The sequence below is a fragment of the Jannaschia pagri genome, from assembly GCF_019655435.1.
GTDB lineage: Bacteria > Pseudomonadota > Alphaproteobacteria > Rhodobacterales > Rhodobacteraceae > Jannaschia > Jannaschia pagri.
In genome coordinates, this window is sequence record NZ_BPFH01000002.1 from 274678 (window position 1) to 295770 (window position 21093).

Annotated in this window: 22 protein-coding genes and 1 riboswitch; of the genes, 6 read left to right on the forward strand and 16 right to left on the reverse strand. The window is 65.1% G+C overall.

Going from position 1 to position 21093, the window contains the following annotated elements; translation table 11 throughout:
- Positions 1-57 precede the first annotated feature (57 nt).
- Positions 58-654 carry a hypothetical protein gene (locus K5R33_RS06210; protein ID WP_220748142.1) on the forward strand — a complete coding sequence of 199 codons (597 nt, stop codon included), beginning with the start codon at positions 58-60 and terminating at the stop codon, positions 652-654.
- A 68-nt stretch (positions 655-722) separates the two neighbouring features.
- Here K5R33_RS06210 and K5R33_RS06215 read toward each other — a convergent pair whose 3' ends face one another.
- Positions 723-1709, reverse strand: coding sequence for a sterol desaturase family protein (locus K5R33_RS06215; protein WP_220748143.1), 987 nt, complete (start codon positions 1707-1709; stop codon positions 723-725).
- Positions 1710-2231: 522 nt separating this feature from the next.
- Between K5R33_RS06215 and K5R33_RS06220 the strand changes: the two genes are divergently transcribed.
- Positions 2232-2915: a D-lyxose/D-mannose family sugar isomerase gene (locus K5R33_RS06220; protein ID WP_220748144.1), complete on the forward strand. Its 684-nt coding sequence runs from the start codon at positions 2232-2234 to the stop codon at positions 2913-2915.
- A gap of 15 nt (positions 2916-2930) precedes the next feature.
- Here the strand turns inward: K5R33_RS06220 and K5R33_RS06225 are convergent, their stop codons facing one another.
- From K5R33_RS06225 to K5R33_RS06265, 9 genes are read right to left on the reverse strand one after another with little or no spacing between them, the layout of a single operon-like run.
- The gene (locus tag K5R33_RS06225; protein ID WP_220748145.1) at positions 2931-3674 is read right to left on the reverse strand and encodes an ABC transporter permease; all 744 of its coding nucleotides are present in this window, start codon (positions 3672-3674) and stop codon (positions 2931-2933) included.
- A complete protein-coding gene (locus tag K5R33_RS06230) occupies positions 3671-4399 on the reverse strand; it encodes an ABC transporter ATP-binding protein (RefSeq protein WP_220748146.1) in 729 nt (242 codons plus the stop codon). Before K5R33_RS06230 ends, K5R33_RS06225 begins: the two co-directional genes overlap by 4 nt.
- On the reverse strand, positions 4396-5079 hold the full coding sequence (locus K5R33_RS06235; RefSeq protein WP_220748147.1) for a TenA family protein: 684 nt from the start codon (positions 5077-5079) through the stop codon (positions 4396-4398). Before K5R33_RS06235 ends, K5R33_RS06230 begins: the two co-directional genes overlap by 4 nt.
- Entirely contained in the window at positions 5076-6017 is a 942-nt protein-coding gene (locus K5R33_RS06240; RefSeq protein WP_220748148.1) for an ABC transporter substrate-binding protein, read from the reverse strand. The genes K5R33_RS06235 and K5R33_RS06240 overlap by 4 nt, the downstream gene beginning before the upstream one ends.
- Positions 6014-7018, reverse strand: coding sequence for a HesA/MoeB/ThiF family protein (locus K5R33_RS06245; protein ID WP_220748149.1), 1005 nt, complete (start codon positions 7016-7018; stop codon positions 6014-6016). The genes K5R33_RS06240 and K5R33_RS06245 overlap by 4 nt, the downstream gene beginning before the upstream one ends.
- Positions 7015-7617, reverse strand: a complete 603-nt coding sequence (locus K5R33_RS06250) for a thiamine phosphate synthase (RefSeq protein ID WP_220748150.1) — start codon at positions 7615-7617, stop codon at positions 7015-7017. The genes K5R33_RS06245 and K5R33_RS06250 overlap by 4 nt, the downstream gene beginning before the upstream one ends.
- Positions 7614-8390: a thiazole synthase gene (locus K5R33_RS06255; protein WP_220748151.1), complete on the reverse strand. Its 777-nt coding sequence runs from the start codon at positions 8388-8390 to the stop codon at positions 7614-7616. The genes K5R33_RS06250 and K5R33_RS06255 overlap by 4 nt, the downstream gene beginning before the upstream one ends.
- 4 nt (positions 8391-8394) lie before the next feature.
- A complete protein-coding gene (gene thiS / locus K5R33_RS06260) occupies positions 8395-8595 on the reverse strand; it encodes a sulfur carrier protein ThiS (protein WP_220748152.1) in 201 nt (66 codons plus the stop codon).
- A complete protein-coding gene (locus tag K5R33_RS06265) occupies positions 8576-9571 on the reverse strand; it encodes an FAD-dependent oxidoreductase (RefSeq protein WP_220748153.1) in 996 nt (331 codons plus the stop codon). The genes thiS and K5R33_RS06265 overlap by 20 nt, the downstream gene beginning before the upstream one ends.
- A gap of 88 nt (positions 9572-9659) precedes the next feature.
- Positions 9660-9766: riboswitch (TPP riboswitch) on the reverse strand.
- A gap of 136 nt (positions 9767-9902) precedes the next feature.
- On the opposite strand from K5R33_RS06265, the gene hglS reads away from it, so the two are divergent.
- Positions 9903-11291 (forward strand): 2-oxoadipate dioxygenase/decarboxylase HglS, encoded by a 1389-nt coding sequence (gene hglS / locus K5R33_RS06270; protein WP_220748154.1) that lies wholly within the window; start codon positions 9903-9905, stop codon positions 11289-11291.
- Here the strand turns inward: hglS and K5R33_RS06275 are convergent.
- The 4 genes from K5R33_RS06275 to K5R33_RS06290 form a co-directional block, all read right to left on the reverse strand.
- Positions 11288-11914 (reverse strand): class I SAM-dependent methyltransferase, encoded by a 627-nt coding sequence (locus K5R33_RS06275; RefSeq protein WP_220748155.1) that lies wholly within the window; start codon positions 11912-11914, stop codon positions 11288-11290. The two genes, hglS and K5R33_RS06275, sit on opposite strands and share 4 nt — an antisense overlap.
- Positions 11915-11918: 4 nt before the next feature.
- Positions 11919-13139, reverse strand: a complete 1221-nt coding sequence (locus K5R33_RS06280) for a BtaA family protein (protein WP_220748156.1) — start codon at positions 13137-13139, stop codon at positions 11919-11921.
- Positions 13136-13954, reverse strand: coding sequence for a UDP-2,3-diacylglucosamine diphosphatase (locus tag K5R33_RS06285; RefSeq protein ID WP_220748157.1), 819 nt, complete (start codon positions 13952-13954; stop codon positions 13136-13138). The genes K5R33_RS06280 and K5R33_RS06285 overlap by 4 nt, the downstream gene beginning before the upstream one ends.
- 75 nt (positions 13955-14029) lie before the next feature.
- Complete coding sequence (locus K5R33_RS06290; RefSeq protein ID WP_220748158.1) at positions 14030-14491, reverse strand: YtoQ family protein; 462 nt, start codon at positions 14489-14491, stop codon at positions 14030-14032.
- A 177-nt stretch (positions 14492-14668) separates the two neighbouring features.
- On the opposite strand from K5R33_RS06290, the gene K5R33_RS06295 reads away from it, so the two are divergent.
- Entirely contained in the window at positions 14669-15838 is a 1170-nt protein-coding gene (locus K5R33_RS06295; RefSeq protein WP_220748159.1) for a BaiN/RdsA family NAD(P)/FAD-dependent oxidoreductase, read from the forward strand.
- A gap of 25 nt (positions 15839-15863) precedes the next feature.
- Here K5R33_RS06295 and K5R33_RS06300 read toward each other — a convergent pair whose 3' ends face one another.
- On the reverse strand, positions 15864-16475 hold the full coding sequence (locus tag K5R33_RS06300) for a response regulator transcription factor (protein ID WP_220748160.1): 612 nt from the start codon (positions 16473-16475) through the stop codon (positions 15864-15866).
- 138 nt (positions 16476-16613) lie between these two features.
- Between K5R33_RS06300 and K5R33_RS06305 the strand changes: the two genes are divergently transcribed.
- Both K5R33_RS06305 and K5R33_RS06310 read left to right on the forward strand, forming a co-directional pair.
- Entirely contained in the window at positions 16614-17093 is a 480-nt protein-coding gene (locus K5R33_RS06305; protein WP_220748161.1) for a putative pterin-binding protein, read from the forward strand.
- Positions 17094-17162: 69 nt separating this feature from the next.
- On the forward strand, positions 17163-19649 hold the full coding sequence (locus K5R33_RS06310; RefSeq protein ID WP_220748162.1) for a response regulator: 2487 nt from the start codon (positions 17163-17165) through the stop codon (positions 19647-19649).
- Positions 19650-19697: 48 nt separating this feature from the next.
- Here the strand turns inward: K5R33_RS06310 and hemN are convergent, their stop codons facing one another.
- Positions 19698-21044 (reverse strand): oxygen-independent coproporphyrinogen III oxidase, encoded by a 1347-nt coding sequence (gene hemN, locus K5R33_RS06315; RefSeq protein ID WP_220748163.1) that lies wholly within the window; start codon positions 21042-21044, stop codon positions 19698-19700.
- Positions 21045-21093: the final 49 nt, after the last annotated feature.

Genomic DNA, 21093 nt, shown 5'->3' on the forward strand with positions numbered 1-21093 from the left:
ATTTCCGCCGCGGGCTTCGATCAATTTGTTCGAAACAGCCCAGCCGAGGGATCTGCCATGAAGTTCGACCGTCTCCTTTCCAAGGCCGCCGCGCGGCTCCAGCCTGCCTCGGGTAACCCTGATCCTGTCGACCCGCTTGTCCCCCCCAATGACGGGCTGCGCGGGTCGGGGTCCTGGGCCAACGAGTGGGCCGGTGCCAAATCCGCCGTGGAGCGGGCGAAGTCCCTCACGAACATCGGACGCCCGCGCAAGGGCGGCGCCGTCAAAGCGGATATCACCGAAGGCACCGTCCGGGTGAAACCCTTGATGACCAGCCGCGACGTCAAACTCTACAATTGGATCGTGGATCGTTTGGAGGCAGAGGCCCCGACCTGTTCGCTCCACTGCGGTGTGGCGCTGAACGCCTTTCTGACCTCGGCCGAAGCAACGCCAGAGGGCGATCCCTTGGCTGGCTTGGTGGCCGATCTTGTAATCACCGACGAACAGGGGCAGCCGTTGATGGCCCTGCTGCGGGAGAACCGCGCTGACCCCCGTCAGCAACTTCTGACACTGGACGCACTGCTCGACGCGGATGTGCCCATTATCGATATTCAGCCCCGGCCCGTCCTGTCGGCCATGTGGGCGGAGATTTCGGCAAACCTCCCCGACGATTGACGCGCGGCCTCCTCTGTCGGTCCACATCCATCCCCAAGATCCCGGCGCCCCACATGGAGGCGCCGTTTTCACGTCCGCCCATTCGTGAACGTCTTCCGCCGCTCACGGATCCGGTCGTCCGCCGCCTGCGTCCCGTCGTGGAAAGAGCCGAACCACTTGTCCCAAGGCAGTTCGAGCGAGCCATAGTTACACTCAAAATAGCGGTGGTGCATCTGATGGTGGAACGTGCCCAGCCGCAACCGGGTCTCATCCTTGACCAAAAGCCCCTCGAACCCGGTGTGGGTCGTGGCCGCCGTTAACGCGTAATACTGCAGGTGGAACAGGATATGGACCGGGTGGGCGGCCACCACAAAGTGCACCAGCACGGACCCCAGAAAGATCAGATGCTCCACCGGGTGCATCGACAAACCGGACCAGGGACCGACGTTGATGTTTCGGTGATGCAGCGCGTGAACGTGCTTATAAAAGAACGGGATGTGCAGGAATCTGTGGATCCAGTAGAAGTAGAAGCTTTCCCAAATGGGGATCAGCAGGAACAGCGCCACGAACCAAACGGGATTCGCCGCCCACGTCAGCATCGGCGCGTACCCATTGGCCAGCGCCCAGAACAGGAGACACTCATAGGCCGTCCAGACCGTCACCCCGCTGGCCAATGTCCAAAACATGTTATCTCGGATTTGCCCGCCTAAGGTGAATTGTCGGCCAGTCTTCATCAAAGGCCGCGGGTCATACTTCAGCCGCTGGCCCTGTTTCGTGAACGTGTAGAAATACAGATGCAGACCGCCGGCGACTGCGATCATCAGGATCATGTTCCGCACCCACATCTCGGCAACCCAGCCAATGGCCCAGGTTTGCGTGTCCTGCAGGGGCGGCTGGAACCACTGGAACGAGATCAAGGCGATGACGACCACAATCAACCGTTCGGTGATCAGAAACCAAGACGACCAGATCCATGACAGGATATGACCAGGCCGCGGCGGCCATTGGAAGATGGGCGACACGGTCAATGGGACGTTGGGGACGTGGCTCCAACCTTTGAGCGGGGCATCGGACATGGCGCGGTCCTCTCGCTTGGGCAATGGACTAAGCCTGGCAGATCAGTCTGCTCGGGGGAAACCTTAATCAGGGTCTCGCAGGCAGAAGAGCGCCTGGATTTGTCAGGCCGCAGGTGTTTTGGCCTTATCCAGGCGATCACGCCTGGATAAAGCCCTCTACGAGCGGGCTGTCCTGGCCGAGCTGAAGGAACCTGGATTAACGACCAGGCGGGCACAAAGTCCATACACCCGCTTTCTCCCAACCACTTGTCATTCTGACGCTGGCCGCAACCGCGCTACTTCCTTTGCGCTTCCCCTGCCGGAGGTCCTGCTTGCCTTTCTGGTCGTCACCGACGCCAAACAAGCCCGCAAGACTCAGCGCGTTGGCGACGTCGCTGACAGAGAGGCCGAGGGCATAGGACTCCGGTCAATGGCCACCCAAGTCCAACAGCTAAGACCGACGGCCAGCGCGAGGGGCTTGCCTTTGACGACACGCAGTTGCACGCCTTCAAAGGCGACCGTCCACGCACAGGGGAGACAGGGATGAAACGATCCGAGATCAACGCCATCATGGCGCAGGCAGATGAAATGATCCAATCCCATGGCTTCGCCCTGCCGCCCTTTGCCCATTGGTCGCCCGACGACTTCCGCACCCGCGCCCCCCAGGCCCGCCACGTCATCGACGCGCGCTGTGGGTGGGACATCACCGATTACGGCGCGGGCGATTTCGACAAGATGGGCCTGTTCCTGTTTACCCTCCGCAACGGCCTACTGGGGGATCTGACCGCAGGGGGCGGCATGTGCTATGCCGAAAAGCTCCTGATTTCGCGGCAGGATCAGCTGTCGCCGATGCATACCCATGTGATCAAAGCCGAGGATATCATCAACCGGGGCGGGGCAACCTTAGTGGTGGAACTCTACGGCTCCGACGACGCGGGTGGCTTTGCCGAGGATCGCGGTGGCCAAGTGATGTGCGACGGCATCCTGCGCGACTACGCCCCCGGCGAAAAACTGACCTTCGCCCCCGGTGAAAGCGTCACCTTGCGTCCAGGCGATTGGCACGCCTTTTGGGGCGAAGGCGGCGACGTGCTGATCGGAGAGGTCTCGACGGTCAATGACGATGAAACAGACAACGTCTTCCGCGACCCCATTGGCCGCTTTGCCCAGATCGAAGAGGACGAGGCCCCGACCCATCTATTGGTCAGCGATTACGCAACCTTGCTCTGATCGGCGGCGGAGGGCTCAAGCGCCCGTGGCATAGCGATCAATCCGGTCCGCCAGGCGGTTTACTGCCGCGTGCAGCAGGATCGTAAAGACCGCCAGGACAAGCAAACTGGCGAACATCAGGTCCGTCTTGGCCCGGCCATTGGCCAATAGCATCAGATACCCAAGCCCCCGCGAGGCCCCCACCCATTCGCCGATCACCGCCCCGATGGGCGCATAAACGGCGGCCATGCGCAGGCCGGAAGACAGCGACGGCAGCGCCAGGGGCACGCGCAGGTGCCAAAGGGTGCGCCAGGGCGTGGCGTTCATACTGCGCGCCAGATCCAGCGCCCCGCGATCCGTGCGCGACAGCCCGTCGTAGAACGACGACGTTACAGGAAAGTAGATGATCAGCAGGGTCATCACGATCTTGGAGCCCAGCCCGTAGCCGAACCACAGCGTCAGCAGCGGCGCGATGGCAAAGACCGGGATCGCCTGGGAAAAGACCAGCATCGGCATGGTCACCTTGCGCGCCCAATCGGACATGGCGAGGCCAATGGCCGTGGCCGATCCCAGCACGACGCCGAGGGCAAGCCCAATCAGCACCTCCAGAACCGTCACCCAGGCATTTTCGGCAAGCAACACGCGACTGGACACCAGCGTCTCAAACACCTTCAGCGGCGGGGGCAAGATGAAAGGCGGCGGTGCCAGCAGCCAGACCGCCCCCTGCCACAGGCCAAGGCCAACGACCGTCGCCACAAAGATATCGACCGCCCGGCTCATGCGGGGATCCCCCGAAGGCGGTCGAACAATTGCATCTGCACGGCGATGGTTGCTGGCGCGTCAACCGGATGGGGCCCCTGCCCAGGCGCCGGGGCGACCGCCGTCGCGCCCGAGGCCTCCATCACAAGGATATGCTCGCCCAGCCGCGCGGCCTCGGCGGGATCATGGGTCACCAACAGGACGGTGCGCCCGCGCAACAGCTGCGCGGCCAGGTCCTGCATCTCGTTTCGCGTGCGGGCGTCCAGCGCCGAGAATGGCTCATCCAGCAACACGACCGGCGTATCCTCCATCAACGTGCGGGCCAGCGCCACCCGTTGACGCATCCCGCCCGACAGGGCGCCGGGTTTCTTGTGGGCATGGGCGGTCAGCCCGACGCGGTCGATCAATCGATCCCGCCGGGTCACGTCCACGGGCGTGCCGCGCAGGCGGGCGCCAAGGGTCACGTTCTGGCGGACATCCAGCCAAGGCATCAGCAAATCGCTCTGGGCCATCAACGCCACGCGACCGTCCAAGGGTGCCCCATCGGAGGTCGTGATCCGCCCGTCGAAGCGCCCCTCGGGCAGCAGCCCCGCGATCAACCGCAGGACCGAGGATTTGCCAACGCCGGACGCCCCCAACACACAGGACCAAGCCCCGGCAGGCAGCGTGAAGGACACGCCGAAAAACACCTGCGCCTCGCCCAGACGCAGGCTGCCGTCAAAGGAAATGGCCGGAGGGGCCGTCACGCGGCGTCCAGCCCCATCTGCCAGAAGTCCACCTCTAGCTGGGTGGCGCGGGTGAAATGGGCCTGCAAACGGGACCAGCGGGGGGATGCCTCTGGTGCGTCCCCCAACCTGTGGGCGATTGCGCCGTCGATCATCTGACCCACGGCCTCGCAAACACCCTGGTACTCCGCATCGGCGTAGGTGGCGATCCACTCGCCATAGGGCGTGTCCGGCGCCTTTTCCGCCGCCAACCGCGCGCCGATCTCGCCATAGCCCAGCACACAGGGCGCCAGCGCCGCCATCAGATCCAGGAAGTCGCCTGAGACGCCCGCGTCCAGCACGTACCGAGTGTAGGCCAGGTTCGGGGCCAGTTCCTCCGCCGCGAACAGTTCCGCCTCTGAGATGCCGTGCCGCGCGCAGGTTTCGACGTGCAGTCCCATCTCATGGTTGACCAAGGCATCCACGGTCGTCGCCGCCGTGCGCATTTCCTCCAGCGTGTCCGACTTCATCAGCGCCAGCGCCCAGGCCCGCGAGAAATGGCGCAGGAACACATAGTCCTGCACCAGATAGGCCAGGAACGCAGACCGGGGCAGCGATCCGTCGCGCAGCCCCTCGACAAACGCGTGATGCGTATAGGCCTGCCAGGGCGCCTCCGCCCCGGCACGCCATGTGGCGAACGTGCTGCCGTAGGCGCCGCTCATTGGGCGCCCAGAACCATGGTCATGTCGCTCACCGGCTTCACCTCGGGCACGAGGCCCGCCTCAAACAGGAACGTCTCAAAGGCGTGATAGCGGCGCGCGTCCAGCGCCATGGGACGCAGGGCGAACCGAGGGATCGTGTCGACCCAGGCCCGGGCGTTCAACTCGTCCTGCAGCTCCGCCGAGGTGGCTGCGAACAGCTCCCACGAGGCTTCGGGGTTGTTGACGATGTACTGGGTGGCCCGCTCGGTGGCGACCAGAAACCGCTCGACCTTGTCAGCATCCATCAGATCGGGGTTCGCCACATAGATCAGCTCGTCATAGGCGGGCACGCCCTCCTCTTCGATGTAGAAGCATTTGCCTTCCACACCTTCGATATCCATCTGGTTCAGCTCGAAATTCCGATAGGCGCCGATGACCGCATCCACCTGACCCGACATCAGCGAGGGCGACAGGGACCAGTTCACGTTCACAAGCTCCACCTCGTCTAGGGCGACGCCGTGGGTCTTGAGAACGGTGCCCAGCAGCGCCTCTTCGACGCCGGAGACCGAAAAGCCGATCTTCTTGCCGCTCAGGTCGGCGGGCGTCTCAATCGGCCCGTCGGCCAGAACCAACAGGCAGCTGAGCGGGGTGGCGACCAAGGTGCCCACACGCGTCAGCGGCAGGCCTTCGTGGACCTGAAGGTGAAGCTGCGGCTGATAGGAGATCGCCAAATCCGCCTGCCCCGCCGCCGCCAGTTTGGGCGGATCAGAGGGATCAGCGGGCGCGATCAAGGTGACGTCCAACCCAGCCTCTTCGAAGTAGCCCAACTCATCGGCAACGATCAGCGGGCCGTGGTCGGGGTTCACGAACCAATCCAACAGGACGGTCATCTCATCTTGGGCAAAGGCGGGTGTGGCCAGGGTCAGCGCGGCGCCGACAAGGGGGGAAAGATGTTTCATGGGGTCTCCGTGATCTGAGGATTGGGGGCGTCGCCCATGGCGACGAGAACGATGTCACCAGCCCAATGCGACCGCAGAGCCGTGGCCGCGCGCCAAGCCCGTAGGCCACTGCGACAGGTGAGAACGGCGCGCTGATCGGGGGCGGGCGTCGGTGCGCTGCCGGAGGCAAAGGCTTCGGCAGTGGTGCGATGGGCATTGGGGACGACAGGTGCGGGGCTCTCGGCCAAGCTGCGCAGGTCGGCCACGAAATCGCCGGGTGCGATGGCTGAGGGGTCCAGGAAGCGGAGGGGTTGGGACGGCTCCGGCGCGCCAAGGAAGGAAAAGCCGCTGCTGCGCAGGGTGAGCCCGTCGAACCGCGTCAACTGGCCCAAGGGGCTCGGGTCCGTCCCGAGCAAGACCGCCAGCGCCATCTGCGCCTGCATCGCGCCCAAGATCCCGACGACGGGCCCCAGAACGCCAGCCGTGGCACAGGTCGCGCCGGATGTGGGCAAATCCGGGAAGATCGCGCGCAAGGACGGCGCCCCTGCGCAGAACCCGCCGACATAGCCCGACGTGCCCAGCGCCGAGGCGCTGATCAAAGGCGTGTCCGCCGCGCGACAGGCATCGGACAGGATATAGCTGACCGCGAAACTGTCGGCACAATCGAGGACCACATCCGCCGAGGCGACCAAATCCGGGGCCACCGCTGGTGTGAGCGGGGCGGCCAATGGCATCAAACGGCACGCTCCATTGGCCGCACCCAGACGCCTGGCAGCAGCCGTGACCTTCGGCTGCCCAACATCGGCCTCGCTGAATAGGATTTGCCGGTGCAGATTGCTCTCGGACACGGTGTCCCCATCCACGAGCGTCACCGTCCCCACACCCGCGCCAACAAGGTACTGCGCCGCCGGACAGCCCAGCCCCCCGGCGCCGACAATCACCACATGGGCCGCGCCAAGGGCCGCCTGCCCCGCCGCGCCCACCTCGGGCAGCACGATTTGACGGGCGTAGCGATCGGTCATGGCGCGCGCGTGGCGGCGATCCAGCGGCGCACCTGCGCCTCCGGGTCGTCGGACAGGGTGATATCGGTGACAACCGACACGATGTCGGCGCCCTTCTCAAAGGCCCCAGCCGACCGATCCACGGTCATGCCACCGATGGCCACCAAGGGGATCTCACCAATCCGCGCCTTCCACGTGGCCAAACGATCAATCCCCTGGGGGCGCCACTTCATCTTTTTGAGGATCGTCGCGTAGACCGGCCCCAGGGCCACATAGTCGGGTGACAGATCCAGTGCCCGCTGCAACTCGGCGGAGTCGTGGGTGCTAATCCCCAACCGGACGCCTGCGGCCCGCAGGGCGGGCACGTCGGCCGTGTCCAAGTCCTCTTGGCCCAGGTGAACGAAATCGCACCCAGCCTCCAACGCCGCCTGCCAGTGGTCATTGACAATCAACTGGCAACCGTGGCGCGCGCAAACCGCCTGAGCCGCACGAACCTCGGCCAGGATTTCGTCGGACCCACGGTCTTTGACGCGCAACTGAACCAACTTGATCCCCAAGGGCACCAGCCGCTCCAACCAGGCGGCGTTGTCGAAAATCGGATAGAACCGGTCCAGCGTCATGACAGGAACGCCTTGCCCAGAACGGGGGTCGAGGGGGCCGCCATATCGCGCGGCTCCATCGGGTCGGCGGCATGGGCGGCGGCGCCCGCGCGCACCGCATCGGCAAAAGCCCGCGCCATCATCGCCGGGTCGCCCGCCTTGGACACGGCGGTGTTGAGCAACACCGCGTCATAGCCCAACTCCATCGCCGCCGCCGCATGGGACGGCAGGCCAATACCCGCATCCACCACGAGGGGCACGTCTGGGAAATGCGCCCGCATTGCCCGCAGCGCAAAGGGATTGTTCAAGCCACGACCCGACCCAATGGGCGCGCCCCAGGGCATTAGAACCTCGCAGCCCGCCTCTAGCAGGCGGTCGGCCACCACCAGATCGTCGGTGGTATAGGGAAAGACCTGGAAGCCGTCGGCGCTGAGGACACGGGCGGCCTCGACCAGGTCAAAGACATTGGGTTGCAAGGTGTCGTCATCGCCGATCACCTCCAGCTTGATCCAGGGCGTGCCGAAAACCTCGCGCGCCATATGGGCTGTGGTGACGGCCTCCTTGACCGTGTGGCAGCCCGCCGTGTTGGGCAGGACTTTCACGTCCAGCGCCTGGATCATCGCCCAGAAATCCTGACCCTCCCGGGCCGCGCCACTTTCACGGCGCAGGGACACCGTCGCCACACTGGCGCCAGAAGCCTGGAACGCCGCCGTCAGCGTCGCAGGCGACGGGTACCCCGCCGTGCCCAGCATCAGCGGCGACGCCAGGGTGGTTCCGTAAAAGCTCCGCTCCATCGGCCTACCCCCCCTGCATCGGCGCCAGGATTTCCACCTGATCACCGTCGCTTAACATGGTCTCGGCCCGGGCCGCCGCAGGCACAAAGGCACCGTTGACCGCCGTCGCGACGGTCGCACCCGCAAAGCCGAATTCCTCAATGGCCTGGGCCAGCGTGGCACTGCGGCTGGTTGTGGCCTCGCCGTTAAGCGTAAGCTTGGTCATCGCTGAACTCCGGTTGGATGTCGTGTTGCACAAGATCGGCCACCATTCGCGCCAACGACGGCGCCAGCAGGAAGCCATGGCGATAGAGCCCGTTCGCCCGGATCACATTCCCCTTCCGCCGAATGCGCGGCAGGTTATCGGCAAAGGCGGGGCGCACATCGACGCCGATCTCTAAGATCTCCGCCTCGCCAAAGGCGGGGTTGAGCGCATAGGCCGCCGACAACAGCTCCAACAGTGACCGCGCCGTCACGCCCGCCCGGCTGGAGGTTTCGATCATCGTGGCGCCCAGCATGAACACCCCTTCCCCCCGGGGCACGAGGTAGATGGGAATGCGCGGATGCAACATGCGGATGGGACGGCGAAACGAGACATCGGGACAGCGCAGGACCACCATTTCACCGCGCACGCCGCGCAGATCGTCCAAACGGTCCTTGGCGGCGAGACCCCGGCAATCAATTGTCAGGTCTGGACCATCCGGCTCCGGCGTCGCGACCTCGCGTTCCTCAAAGACGACGCCCGCAGCCTCTAGGCCGTCCACCAGCGACGCCAGGGCATCGCGGGGGGACAAATGGGCTTCGTCAGGAAAGAACAGGCCGCCATGGACAGCCGCCGCATCAGGCTCCATCTCGCGCAGAGTGGCGCGGTCGACCTCCTGATAGCCGGAGGTGCGGCGGCCAAATCGTGCCAACTCCTGCCGGTCGCGGCCCAGCGCGACCACCAGCGACCCCTCTTGGCGCACGCAATCGGTGTGCCGTTGCCACCAACCAAAGGCCTCCTGCCCAAAGCGGATGACCTCCTCCTCCGCGCTTTCCCGTTCGCACCAGGGGGCCAGCATGCCACCCGCCCACCAAGAACATGCCTTGGGTGAGGGCGGCTTGGCCCGGTCTATGATGCGGACGGGAACCCCCCGCGCCGTCAACTCGGTCGCAACACAGAGACCCGCGACACCGGCCCCGATAACCGTCACCGGTTTCATTGGGCCCAATCGCCACGGTTAGTATAGCACTCTCGTCCCACGCCCACGCGCCTCCGGCTTGGGGGCAAGCGGATGGCAGAAGACGGGCCAAGTCTGGCTTCCCGTTCCCTACGCCGGCATTGCCCGGATCAGGTTTGACGGGTTGATGCGCTTACACCTCTCAGCCCTGTGGTCAGAGCACCCCGACGGTGACCCTGACATAGCGAGCCACTGCCCCTGCGGCAAGATGAGATTTCCAGTCTCAAAAAACACCCACTGTCCCTGGGCTGCCTTCGGGCCTATCGTCAAAGCATCAGGCTGTCCGCCCCACCGTCCCCGTCCCGGAGATCCCATGCCAGACGCCATGCAATCGCCCAATGCCATCCGCGCCGCGTTCTCAGCAGCCATGTCGGAGATGTATCGGTCCGAGGTCCCGGCCTACGGCACGCTCGTTGACCTTGTCACGTCGATCAATGGCGATGTCCTCGCCTCGGACGTGGCCCAGAGGCTAGCCCTGACCCCGGGCGAAGATACCGCCCGGATCAGTCAGGAACGCCATGGCGCGATCCGCCTAGGGACGGCGGCGGAGCTGGCGATGATGGGACGCGTATTCGCCGTGATGGGGATGGAGCCCGTGGGCTACTACGACCTTTCCGTCGCCTCCGTGCCCGTGCATTCGACCGCCTTTCGCCCCATCGCGCGCGAAGATTTGGCCGCCAATCCGTTCCGGGTGTTCACCTCGCTCCTGCGGCTGGAGTTGATCGAAGACCCGAACTTGCGCGCCCGGGCCGAAGCGGCGTTGGCCGCGCGCGAGATTTTCACCCCCGGCGCCCTTGCCCTGACGGAGCGGGCCGAAACCCAAGGCGGTCTGACGCCCCGGGAGGCGGAAACCTTCGTGTCAGAAGTGCTAGAGACCTTCCGGTGGCACGCCGACGCCTGCCTGGACGCCGATACCTTTTCCGAACTGATCGCCGCCCACCGGCTGATTGCCGACGTCGTGTCGTTCAAGGGCCCCCACATCAACCATCTGACCCCCCGCACGCTGGACATTGACGCGGCGCAATCGGCGATGGTCTCAGCCGGTTTGCCCGCCAAGGCCGTGGTCGAAGGTCCCCCCAGGCGGGCTTGCCCCATCCTGCTGCGGCAGACCGCGTTCAAGGCCCTGGACGAAGAGGTTCGTTTCCCCTCCGCCGATGGCACTTGGGTGGCCGGCCATCACACCGCGCGCTTTGGTGAGATTGAGCAGCGCGGCGCGGCCCTGACGCCCAAGGGCCGCGCGCTCTATGACCGCCTTCTGGCAGAGGCGCGCGCTTCGATCCTGCCCGCGCCCGATGGCTCGAACGCCGATGCCTACGAAGACGCCCTCAAGTCCGCTTTCCGGGCCTTTCCAGACGATTGGCACGCGATGCACGACGCTGATTTGGCGTACTTCAAATATACCCTTGGCGAGACGGACAATATGCCAGACAGCCTGGACCTGGCGGCTCTGTTGGATGCCGGTGCGCTCCGGCTCAGCCCCGTGATCTACGAAGATTTCTTGCCCGTCAGCGCGGCGGGCATCTTTCAGTCAAACCTGGGCGACGAAGCGCGGGACACGGCCCAGGCGGCCTCCAGCCAGGATACCTTCGAGGCGGCGCTTGGACGCCCAGTGGCCGATGAATTCGTCCTCTACGCCGCGATCCAGGAGCGATCCCTCCGCGCGTGCCTCGATCAACTTCGCAAGGCAGGTGCAGCCGCCTAGGCCCGCGCTACAACGGCATAGCTGGCGTAGCCGCGATACAACGTACGGTGGACACTGGCCGCCCCGACCGCGGCGACGCTTTCGCCCAACCCATCCCGGGGCGCGACATGGAACCGCGCCAGCCAATGGCGCAGACCCCGTTTGAACCACAGGGGCAGGTCCGCCTGATCGCCAAAATCCACGATATGCACCTGCCCGCCCGGCGCCAGGTGACGCCGCGCCTCGGCCAAAGCCCCGCGCCAATCCGGGATCATGGATAGACTGTAGGAGAGGACGATCCGGTCGAAGCCATCGACGCCAAACAGGACCTCGGGGGCGAAGGCACAGGCATCGCCACGGGCCAACACCGCCCCCTGCCCCAGCTTTGCGCGCGCGGTCGTCAGCATTTGCTCAGAGATATCCAAACCGAACAGCCGCGCCTGGGGATAGCGCCGCCCCATGGCCAACAGGTTGCGCCCCGTGCCGCAGCCAACCTCCAACACCGTCTGCCCCGGCGAGAGGTCCAGCCCCTCAATCAAATGGTCCCGCCCCAGCAGGTAGTACTTCCGCGTCACATCATAGATCAGCCGCTGATAACGATAGGTCTCGTCCATCAACGCGCCGTGGTCCGCCCGCTCGGCCATGCCCCTACCCCTTCAACCGATACAGATGGACACCGCCGTAGATCGCGGACCGGTCCGTCGCGAAGGCCTCCGCCGAGGCCGTGGCATCATAGGCCCAGCGATCCAAAACCGCCGACGCGACCCGCCCAGGCAAAATGTCATCGCGCCCGCCCGTGCGGAACAGCACCCGCGCCCCGGGCCGCGCCGTGCGCGTGATCTGATCCCAGAGCGCGTTCAACTGCGCGTCCGTCATCCAATCCTGGGCGTCCAGCAGGATAAATATCGACTTGGACCGCGCATCGGCGTCCGCCAAGACATCGGTGACGGAGCGGTTGTGCACGACCACCCGGTGCGCGGCGGCCCGCACGGCGGCGAAATGCTGCGCCTCCAGATAAGGCGGCACGGGACCGGTTCCGTCGGCCTTGTAGGCCCGGTTCACCGCCTGCCAAACAAAGTAGTTCTCCGCGATCGGGAAATCGCAAAACAACTTGCGGGCGCGCGCCTTCAGGACGGGCAGGACATCGCCCCCCGCATCCGCCGCCAGCTTGTCATATTGTGCAGGCGGGATGCCCAGCCCGAACAGCGCCGCGCGCCGCCGCACGACCAAGCGCACGGGTGCGCTGTCGATCAAAGGGGCGATCCGAGCGTCGAAAAAGGCCGCTTGCTCGGCAAGGGTGCGCGCCGCCAAGACCTCTCGCAGGTTCACCCGGGCCAGGCGGCATATGCCGTGGATCACACCGATAAAGCTGCCCAAGGCGCCAAACCGGTAGAAGCCGCGCGCAAATAGCCCCTTACGGCGGCCCAAAGGCGCGCGCCCATTCCAAAACGCTTGGGCCTCGGCATCCAGATGGGGCAGAATGTAACGGTCAAGAACATCCGTATTCTCGGACCGGTCCGCATGCCCGAACAGGTCATAGAACGTCCGGTGATCCGGCACATGCTGCACCGCTGCCAGTTTGAGCCGATTGAGCTGCACATGCCAGGGCGACAGATCGACCGCCGTGACCGAGGCCGGGCCGCGCGTCAGATAGGACATCACGTTGCAGCCCCCAGACGCGATACAGACCACGTCATCCGTGCCGTCCAGATCCAGGGCGCGCATATCGCACACCGGATCCTCCCAAATCTGCGGATAGACCAGGCCCGAGAACATGGAGGCAAACAGCCGATCCAGGATCGTCTCGCGCGACGGCGGGCGGTTTTCGAAGACCGCATCGGCGATCATCTCTTTTGTTGGGGCGGTCATATCTGTTCCGTCTGAGGGGTTTGGCGGCGGGGGGCGTTGGCGCGGCGCGCACGGCGCTGAACCAAGCGGTGTCGATTGCGACGCGCTTCCCAATCGACCAAGCGCAGATCCCCATCCTGGGATTCGACAATCGCCGTGCAGCTTTCGACCCAGTCGCCGGTGTTCACATAGCGAATATCGCCAATGGTCCGCAGGGCCGCGTGGTGGATATGGCCACAGATGACCCCATCGTAGCCCCGTTGGCGGGCGTCTTCGGACAGCACGTCTTCGTATTTGCTGATGAAGTTGACGGCGTGTTTCACCTGATGCTTGGCCCATTTGGACAGCGACCAGTAGCGCGGAGACCACAGCCGACGAACGGCGTTGATCCGAGGGTTCAGCCAGATCAACATGGCGTAGGCGCGGTCGCCCAGGTGTGCCAGCCACTTAGCGTTGGCCACGACGGCGTCGAACTCATCGCCATGGGTGACTAGAAATCGCTCCCCCTTGGCCGAGATGAAATCGGCGTGGGGCACCACCTCGATGCCGCCAAAGTGCATCCCGAAGTAGCCGCGCATCACCTCATCGTGGTTGCCGGGGATAAAGACCACGCGGGTGCCCTTCCGCGACTTTTCCAGCAGCAACTCCACGACCTTGTTGTGGTCCGGCGGCCAATGCCAGCCCCGGCGCAACCGCCACCCGTCGAAGATATCGCCCACGAGGTAGAGCGTGTCACACTCATGGCGCTCCAGGAAATCCGCCAGAAGCGCGGCCTGACATCCTCGGGTTCCCAAGTGGATATCAGAGAGAAAGATCGTCCGATCCGTCACCGCCATCGCCCCGCAGCCTACCTTAGACGGGGCGCTTAGGCCGCCATTGTATCAGCGTGATGACGAAGGGCGGTCCGGGCGCTACTCTGTCGACGGCAGGGTCCCGCGCTGCACATATGTTAGGCATTGCACGACCTGCTGCGCCGTCTCGACCACGGCCAAGGCTGCGGCGTCCACTTCCTTGAGGGCGTGTTGATGCTCGAGGCAGTGCATCACGATCAAAGACCGTCCCAACGCCGCCGCCTGCCCCGCGTCAAACGCCGCGTTCCACTGCTTATACTTCTCGCCAAAGCGGACGACGACGATATCTGCATCGGCCAGCCCTTTACGGGTGCGGATCGCATTCAGTTTGGCGCTCTTGTGGTCGTGCCAAAACTTGTCCGCCTCGGCCCCCATGATCGCCACGCCGCAGTCATCGGACGCCGCGTGATCGGTGACGGGGCCCGTAAACGCCACGTCCAAGCCAGCGGCGCGGCAGCCCTCCATGATCTCTTCCCGCCAATTGGTATGGATTTCGCCAGACAGGTAAACGGATAGGGTCATTGGGAGGTCCTCCACATGCAGCTTTGGCGACCGGAGTGCCGCGCGGACCGTTGCGGCGCAAGTCTTGCCAGCCTCGTGCCGGGCGCTAGGCGGCGGTAGGTCGCTCGGTGCTCTTTGCCGCAGGTGTGCGGCGATTCCGCGTTTCCCGCGACCGGGGAAACGGTCTAAGCGACGGCCATGGACTATGATGCGATCATTCTCGGCGCGGGCGGCGCGGGCCTCATGGCTGCGGCAACGGCGGGCCAGGCGGGTGCCCGCGTGCTGGTGATCGACCATGCGGACAAGCCGGGAAAAAAGATCCTGATCTCCGGCGGCGGGCGGTGCAACTTCACCAATATGGGCGTCGAGGCGGGCTGCTTTCTGTCCGACAACCCCCACTTCGCGAAATCCGCGCTAAGCCGCTACACCCAATGGGACTTCCTGGATCTGGTGGAGCGGCATGGCATCGCGTGGCACGAAAAAACCCTGGGGCAATTGTTCTGCGACGGCTCCGCCAAACAGATCGTCGCGATGCTGCTGGCTGAATGCGCGGCGGGCGGTGTGGACATCCGGCTCGGGACCCAGATCGGAGAGATCGGCCACGCAGACGGCGCCTTCCACGTCGCTGGCGCGCGGGCGCGGGCGCTTGTCATTGCGACGGGCGGGCCGTCTATCCCGAAGATGGGCGCAACAGGGATCGCCTATGATATCGCGGAGCGGTTCGGCCTGGGGGTCGTCGCGCCGCGACCGGCCCTGGTGCCGCTGACCCTGGACCCAGCCGAGATGCCGTTTCAGACCATGTCCGGCGTGGCCTGCCCCGCCGTGGCGACGACGGCGGGGGTGTCCTTTGAAGAGGCCGCGCTTTTTACGCACCGGGGGCTGTCAGGCCCGGCCGTGTTGCAAGCATCCTCCTATTGGCATCCCGGACAGCCGGTTTCCCTTAACCTTTGGCCGGACGCGGCCCAGGCCCTGCGAGCCGCCCGGAGACGGATGCCACGGGCGCATATCAAGGCTGCCCTCTCGGAACACTTGCCGAAACGTCTGGCCGACGCCATGGACGCCCGCATCGGTCTGACCACGGAGCTGGCCAATCTGTCGGACGCCGCGCTGGATGCCGCCGCCGCCAACCTGACCGATCTGACGCTGCACCCCACGGGCACCGAGGGCTATGCCAAGGCAGAAGTGACGGCAGGCGGGATCGACACGGCGGATCTGTCCTCGAAAACCATGGAGGCGCGGAAAGTGCCCGGCCTCTATTCCATCGGCGAAGCGGTTGACGTGACCGGCTGGCTCGGCGGCTACAACTTCCAATGGGCCTGGGCCTCGGGCGTGGCCGCGGGACAGGCCATCGCGGCGGCACGGGGCTAACGCGACGCGCCCGAATGGGCCAACACTACAGGATCTGTCGGTCCCGCGCCGCCAGCGCCGCCTGCGTTCGGTTCGTAACCCCCAGCTTGGACATGACGTTGCGCACGTGCAGCTTGACGGTCACCTCCTGGACGTCCATCGCGCGGGCGATTTCCTTGTTGGACAGGCCCTTGGCCAAATGGGTCAGCGTCTGTAGTTCGCGCCGCGACAGGCTTGGAAAGGCTGGCGCTTGCGCCGGCGCGGACGAGGCCATGTCCACCGGCAGGTACTTTTCCCCGGCCAAGACAAAGCGCACCGCATTGACCATGGAGGGGGCGGGCATGGACTTTGGGATGAAACCATCCGCGCCCAGTTCCAAGGCTTTGGTTGCCACGTCCCTGCTGGCAACGCCCGAGACCAGAGCAACGGGCACGGCGGGATGCTTGCGTTTGATCCGCTCCAACCCTTCCAGACCGTTCATGCCGGGCATGTGGTAGTCGAGAAGCGCCAGATCCACGGGATCCAAGCGCCCCAGCACGTCCAGCGCGCCGGGCACGTCCCCGGCTGTCGTGACGCGAAAATCGTCGATCGCCGACAGGTAGGCGGCAATCGTGTCGCGCACCAGGTCGTGGTCATCAGCTATCAGCACATGGGGCATTGGGGCCCTCCGGCAGGAAATGACGTTAAGGAAGCGGTGGGAAAACCTATCCCTTCGGATATGGTTCTAACCCTATGCCCGTGGATCGCACATGGGGAATATTCTACCTCCATCCCAAGATCACTCACAGGATCTACCATGTCCCTTTCCCGCATCACTGTCTCGATGGTGCACGCCTTTGTCTTGTGTTGCTGCCTTGCTGGCGCTGGGGTTGCACAAGATCTTCGGGTCATCGACGGCAACGGGAAAGGGACATCGGTAACGCTCGCCGAGCTGGACGATATGACACAGCAGGCCGTGACAACGTCGACGATTTGGACAGACGGGGTCGCAACCTATTCGGGCGTATCGCTCCTCGCGTTGCTCAAGGCGCAGGGGATCGATGCGGGGGCGGTCAAACTCGTAGCGCTTAACGATTACGCGGTGACCATTCCCATCGCCGAGCTGGAAGAAGAGGTCCCGATCCTGGCCTCACGGCGCGACGGCGCCCCCATGCCGGTGCGCGATAAGGGTCCCTATTGGTTGATCTATCCTTTTGACGCGTCACAGGACTACCAGACCGAGACAATCTACGCCCGCAGCATCTGGCAGGTCAGCGAAATCCGCCACTTGCCATAGGCCCTCGACCCGGCGGTCGGACCGGCTTACCGTAAATGGTGGCTCAGAACCCATGGCAGAAGGGGCAAGATGGGACGGCGCGCGACCACCATCGAACGGTATCGTCTTGCCGTCGCCACGGCGCTTGGCTGCCTTGCGATCTTCATGGGCGCCATTCTGACCTATCTGCCAAGTCACCTGAGCGAGCTAGCCGTGGCCCAGGGGGACGTCACCCCCTGGAGCATTTCCCAACTGGATGCCGAATTTGCAAAGCTCGATGCGGCGCTCGCCCGGCGCCAAGCCACGGGCGCCCCCAGCGACGAGGCGTTGCGGTTGCGGATCGACATCGCACTCAGTCGCCTGGAAATCGTGCGGGCCGGAACATTTGGGCGCCTCCTCGATGGCGACGGCGATGACCAAGCGATGTCGGACCTGGCCGCCATCGGCAATCGGCTCGTCGAGGCTGCGGATGCCCCGGGGGCCCTGACCGAGGCAAACATTCGTCAGCTCACCGAATTGGTCGCCGAGGCGCGCCCCCTTGCGCGGGACGTCGCGCTGCAAGGGGTGGCCATTTCCTCTGAACGGACCGAGCAATCGCGCGACCGGGTCTTGCGGTCCCTGACCCTGACCGGCGCGATTGCCGGGGTTCTCTTGGTGGGGCTGGCAATCCTGGTCATCCTGCTCAGCCGCCTGCTGCGCGTGGCACAAGACCGCGATGCCGCCGTCAGCCGATCATCCCGCCGGCTGCAATCCACCATCGAGGCATCGATGGACGCTATCGTCACCACGGATGCAGATGGGCGCATCGTCGCCTTCAATTCGGCGGCGGAACGCATGTTCGGCCACGACCGCTCCGGCGTGATCGGACGGCCCGTCCTCTCCACCTTGTTCGTGGCCCAAATCCCCGCCTGTGGGATCGGCGCGGCAGGTCTGGCGGAACTTGCGTCGCGCCCCACCACGGCCGAAGCCCTCAAGGCCCGACGCGCCACGGGCGAGCCCTTTCCCGCGGAACTGAAACTGACCCAAGTCGAGGCGCGGGATGGCGCCGAATATATCGCCTACATCCGCGATATGACCCTGCAACAACAAGCGCAACAACGGCTGATAGATGCCCGGGACCGCGCCCTGCGCACGGATACAGCCAAGTCCCGGTTTCTCGCCGTCATGAGCCACGAGATGCGGACCCCCCTGAACGGCGTGCTTGGGGTTTTGGACCTCTTGCGCACCACGGACCTGAGCGCGACCCAATCGCGTTTCGTGGATGTGGCCAACGCATCGGGGGAGTTGTTGCTGGAACGGGTGAACGACGCCCTCGATATCACCCGAATCGAAACCGAGAGCCTGCACCTCGACACGGCGCCATTCGACGTGACGCGTCTGCTGACGGGCGTGGCAGAGGTTCTGGCCCCATTGGCCGTGGAAAAGAGCCTCTCCATCGACGTGGACATCGCCCCGGACGTCGACGGCTGGTTCATGGGGGATGCGGCGCGCATCCGGCAGATCCTGGTGAACCTGGGCGGGAATGCCGTGAAATTCACCGACGAAGGCGCGGTGATCTTGCAAGCGACCCTCGCGCCAAACGACCCGACCGTCCTGGCGATTTCGGTCCATGACACGGGATCTGGCATTGCCCCCGCCGATCAAGAGCGGATCTTCGACGACTTCGTCTCTCTCGCCCAGGCACAGGGGCGGCAGACGCGGGGGGACGGCCTCGGGCTGGCCATTGCCCGCCGGTTGGCCCGCCAAATGGGCGGTGATCTGACCGTGGCAAGCACCCTCGATCTGGGCACCTCCTTTACGCTCAGCCTCGCGCTAGACCGGGCGCAGACCGCGCCGTTGGTGTCGCGGACCTCCCCCGAGATGGACACACCGACCCGCGACGTCCTCCTGGTGGAGGATAACGAGATCAACCGGACCATCCTGCGCGCGATGCTGACCAATCTGGGCCACCGCGTCACCGAGGCCTGCGATGGGCTGGACGCCTTGGATCGGCTGGCCGCGGCGCCCTATGACTTGATCTTGATGGACATCAACATGCCCGGACCCAACGGCCTGAGCGTCATTCGACAGGTCCGACAGGGCGATGGGCCAAACGCCCAAAGCCGGATCGTCGCCCTGACGGCCCATGGCCAAGAAGAGTTCAGCGCCAAGGCGACAGCCGCAGGCGCCGACGGGTTTGAGACAAAACCGATCCGGCTCTCCACGCTCGCGACCCTTCTTGCGGACATCGGGGAGGCACCGATGCCGCTCTCCAGACCGCCCGAAGACATGCACGAGGTCATCGCCGATCTGGCAAAGGTGCTCGGACCCGCCCAAGTCCATCGCACCATTACAACGCTCTCGTCCGAGATTGATGCACTGATCGCCGCCAAGGACGCGGGCGAGCCCATCACGGACCGCGCGCACCGCGCGAAAGGCGCCGCTGCCATGCTGGGGGCCGTGGGCCTCGTCGATCTTTTGGCCGAGGCCGAACAGGACGGATCGGCCATCACCAGCGCAGCCCTCTTGGCCCAGCGCGATGTGGACGTCGCCGCCATGGCGGCTTCGGTCGGACCAAGCGATCCGGTCCAGCCGTAGGGTCCTCGGCAAAGGGCTATACCTACGACGTAGGCAACCCTCGCCCGGTCAGATGGCGACGCTGTGGCGCCCTGCGGGACGGCTATAGGCGTCCAGGGTCATGGCCATCATACGAACCAGCGGCCGCGCTTTGTCCGACACGGACAGAACCCCATCGGCGCTGACCTCGACCGCCTCTGGCCAGGCCTGGACCAACCGCGTGATCGCCGCCGTGGCGCCCCGCACCTCCAACCCAAAGCGGGCGGGATCGATGGTGAAATCGCACAGCAGCGCCTCAATAACGGCTGCCTCCAGACGATCGCTGCGGGACAAAGTATGGCCGCGCACCGTGGCCAAACGCCCCTGGCGCGCCCGATCCTGCCAATCGGCGGTGCGCACCGCATTCTGGGCATAGCCCTGGGGCAAGCAGCTGATGGCCGAGGCCCCCATGCCAATCAGTGCCGGGGCCACATCGGTGGTATACCCCTGGAACGACCGCCGCAGCCGCCCGGTGCGCGCGGCGACCGCCAGGGGATCCTCCGGCTTGGCGAAATGGTCGATCCCAACGGGCGCGAAGCCCGCCGCGCCAAACCGCGCCGCCGCTTGGTTGAACAGGTCAAGCCGCATCGGCCCGTCCGGCAGGTCGCTTTCGCGAATCATAACCTGGCGTTTGGACGCCCAGGGCACATGGGCGTAGCCGAACAAGGCAATCCGGTCGGGCGCCAGATCAATGGCCTGCTCCAGGGTCTCGGCCAGGCTCCGACTGGTTTGCAGGGGCAAGCCATAGAGCAGATCGAAGTTGATGGCCTCGATCCCCCGCTGGCGGAGGCCATCCACGGCAAAGGCCGTTTGGGCGATACTCTGGGGGCGGCCAATGGCCTCCTGCACGCCTTCGGCAAAGTCCTGGACGCCGATGCTGGCCCGGGTCACGCCGCCCTCGGCCATGGCGTCCAGGCGATCCTCGTCCAGGACGGTCGGATCAACCTCAACCGAAATCTCTGCATCCGGGGCCAACCGAAACAGGGACCGAATCCCGTCGAACACGGCTTTCATCAAGTGGGGCGGCAGAATCGTCGGCGTCCCCCCACCCAAATGGAGCGTCGTCACCCGCCCAGCGCCCGACACCTGCTCGGCGATCAGGGCAGCCTCTGCCAGCAAGGCATCCACATAGGGCTGCAGCGGTGCGTCGGACTTTGTGCCCTGGGTGCGACACGCGCAGAACCAGCAAAGGCGTCGGCAAAATGGGATATGCACATAGAGCGAAAGCGCTTGATCGGGCCCCATCTGGGACAACCAGGATGAGAGCGTCTCCGCGCCCACGCCGTCGCTGAAATGCGGCGCGGGGGGATAGCTGGTGTAGCGTGGCGCGCGGGCCTCAAACAGGCCGTGACGGCGGAGGAAGGCATGATCTGTCATGGCGGCAACCTGCCGCACCGGGGTCAAAGGCGCCTTGATGCAGGTCAAG

Excerpts from the sequence above, each read along its gene's own strand:
- K5R33_RS06210 (WP_220748142.1), top strand. The coding sequence starts at position 58 with ATGAAGTTCGACCGTCTCCTTTCCAAGGCCGCCGCGCGGCTCCAGCCT.
- K5R33_RS06215 (WP_220748143.1), bottom strand. The coding sequence starts at position 1,709 with ATGTCCGATGCCCCGCTCAAAGGTTGGAGCCACGTCCCCAACGTCCCA.
- K5R33_RS06220 (WP_220748144.1), top strand. The coding sequence starts at position 2,232 with ATGAAACGATCCGAGATCAACGCCATCATGGCGCAGGCAGATGAAATG.
- K5R33_RS06225 (WP_220748145.1), bottom strand. The coding sequence starts at position 3,674 with ATGAGCCGGGCGGTCGATATCTTTGTGGCGACGGTCGTTGGCCTTGGC.
- K5R33_RS06235 (WP_220748147.1), bottom strand. The coding sequence starts at position 5,079 with ATGAGCGGCGCCTACGGCAGCACGTTCGCCACATGGCGTGCCGGGGCG.
- K5R33_RS06240 (WP_220748148.1), bottom strand. The coding sequence starts at position 6,017 with ATGAAACATCTTTCCCCCCTTGTCGGCGCCGCGCTGACCCTGGCCACA.
- K5R33_RS06245 (WP_220748149.1), bottom strand. The coding sequence starts at position 7,018 with ATGACCGATCGCTACGCCCGTCAAATCGTGCTGCCCGAGGTGGGCGCG.
- K5R33_RS06250 (WP_220748150.1), bottom strand. The coding sequence starts at position 7,617 with ATGACGCTGGACCGGTTCTATCCGATTTTCGACAACGCCGCCTGGTTG.
- K5R33_RS06255 (WP_220748151.1), bottom strand. The coding sequence starts at position 8,390 with ATGGAGCGGAGCTTTTACGGAACCACCCTGGCGTCGCCGCTGATGCTG.
- thiS (WP_220748152.1), bottom strand. The coding sequence starts at position 8,595 with ATGACCAAGCTTACGCTTAACGGCGAGGCCACAACCAGCCGCAGTGCC.
- K5R33_RS06265 (WP_220748153.1), bottom strand. The coding sequence starts at position 9,571 with ATGAAACCGGTGACGGTTATCGGGGCCGGTGTCGCGGGTCTCTGTGTT.
- hglS (WP_220748154.1), top strand. The coding sequence starts at position 9,903 with ATGCCAGACGCCATGCAATCGCCCAATGCCATCCGCGCCGCGTTCTCA.
- K5R33_RS06275 (WP_220748155.1), bottom strand. The coding sequence starts at position 11,914 with ATGGCCGAGCGGGCGGACCACGGCGCGTTGATGGACGAGACCTATCGT.
- K5R33_RS06280 (WP_220748156.1), bottom strand. The coding sequence starts at position 13,139 with ATGACCGCCCCAACAAAAGAGATGATCGCCGATGCGGTCTTCGAAAAC.
- K5R33_RS06285 (WP_220748157.1), bottom strand. The coding sequence starts at position 13,954 with ATGGCGGTGACGGATCGGACGATCTTTCTCTCTGATATCCACTTGGGA.
- K5R33_RS06290 (WP_220748158.1), bottom strand. The coding sequence starts at position 14,491 with ATGACCCTATCCGTTTACCTGTCTGGCGAAATCCATACCAATTGGCGG.
- K5R33_RS06295 (WP_220748159.1), top strand. The coding sequence starts at position 14,669 with ATGGACTATGATGCGATCATTCTCGGCGCGGGCGGCGCGGGCCTCATG.
- K5R33_RS06300 (WP_220748160.1), bottom strand. The coding sequence starts at position 16,475 with ATGCCCCATGTGCTGATAGCTGATGACCACGACCTGGTGCGCGACACG.
- K5R33_RS06305 (WP_220748161.1), top strand. The coding sequence starts at position 16,614 with ATGTCCCTTTCCCGCATCACTGTCTCGATGGTGCACGCCTTTGTCTTG.
- K5R33_RS06310 (WP_220748162.1), top strand. The coding sequence starts at position 17,163 with ATGGGACGGCGCGCGACCACCATCGAACGGTATCGTCTTGCCGTCGCC.
- hemN (WP_220748163.1), bottom strand. The coding sequence starts at position 21,044 with ATGACAGATCATGCCTTCCTCCGCCGTCACGGCCTGTTTGAGGCCCGC.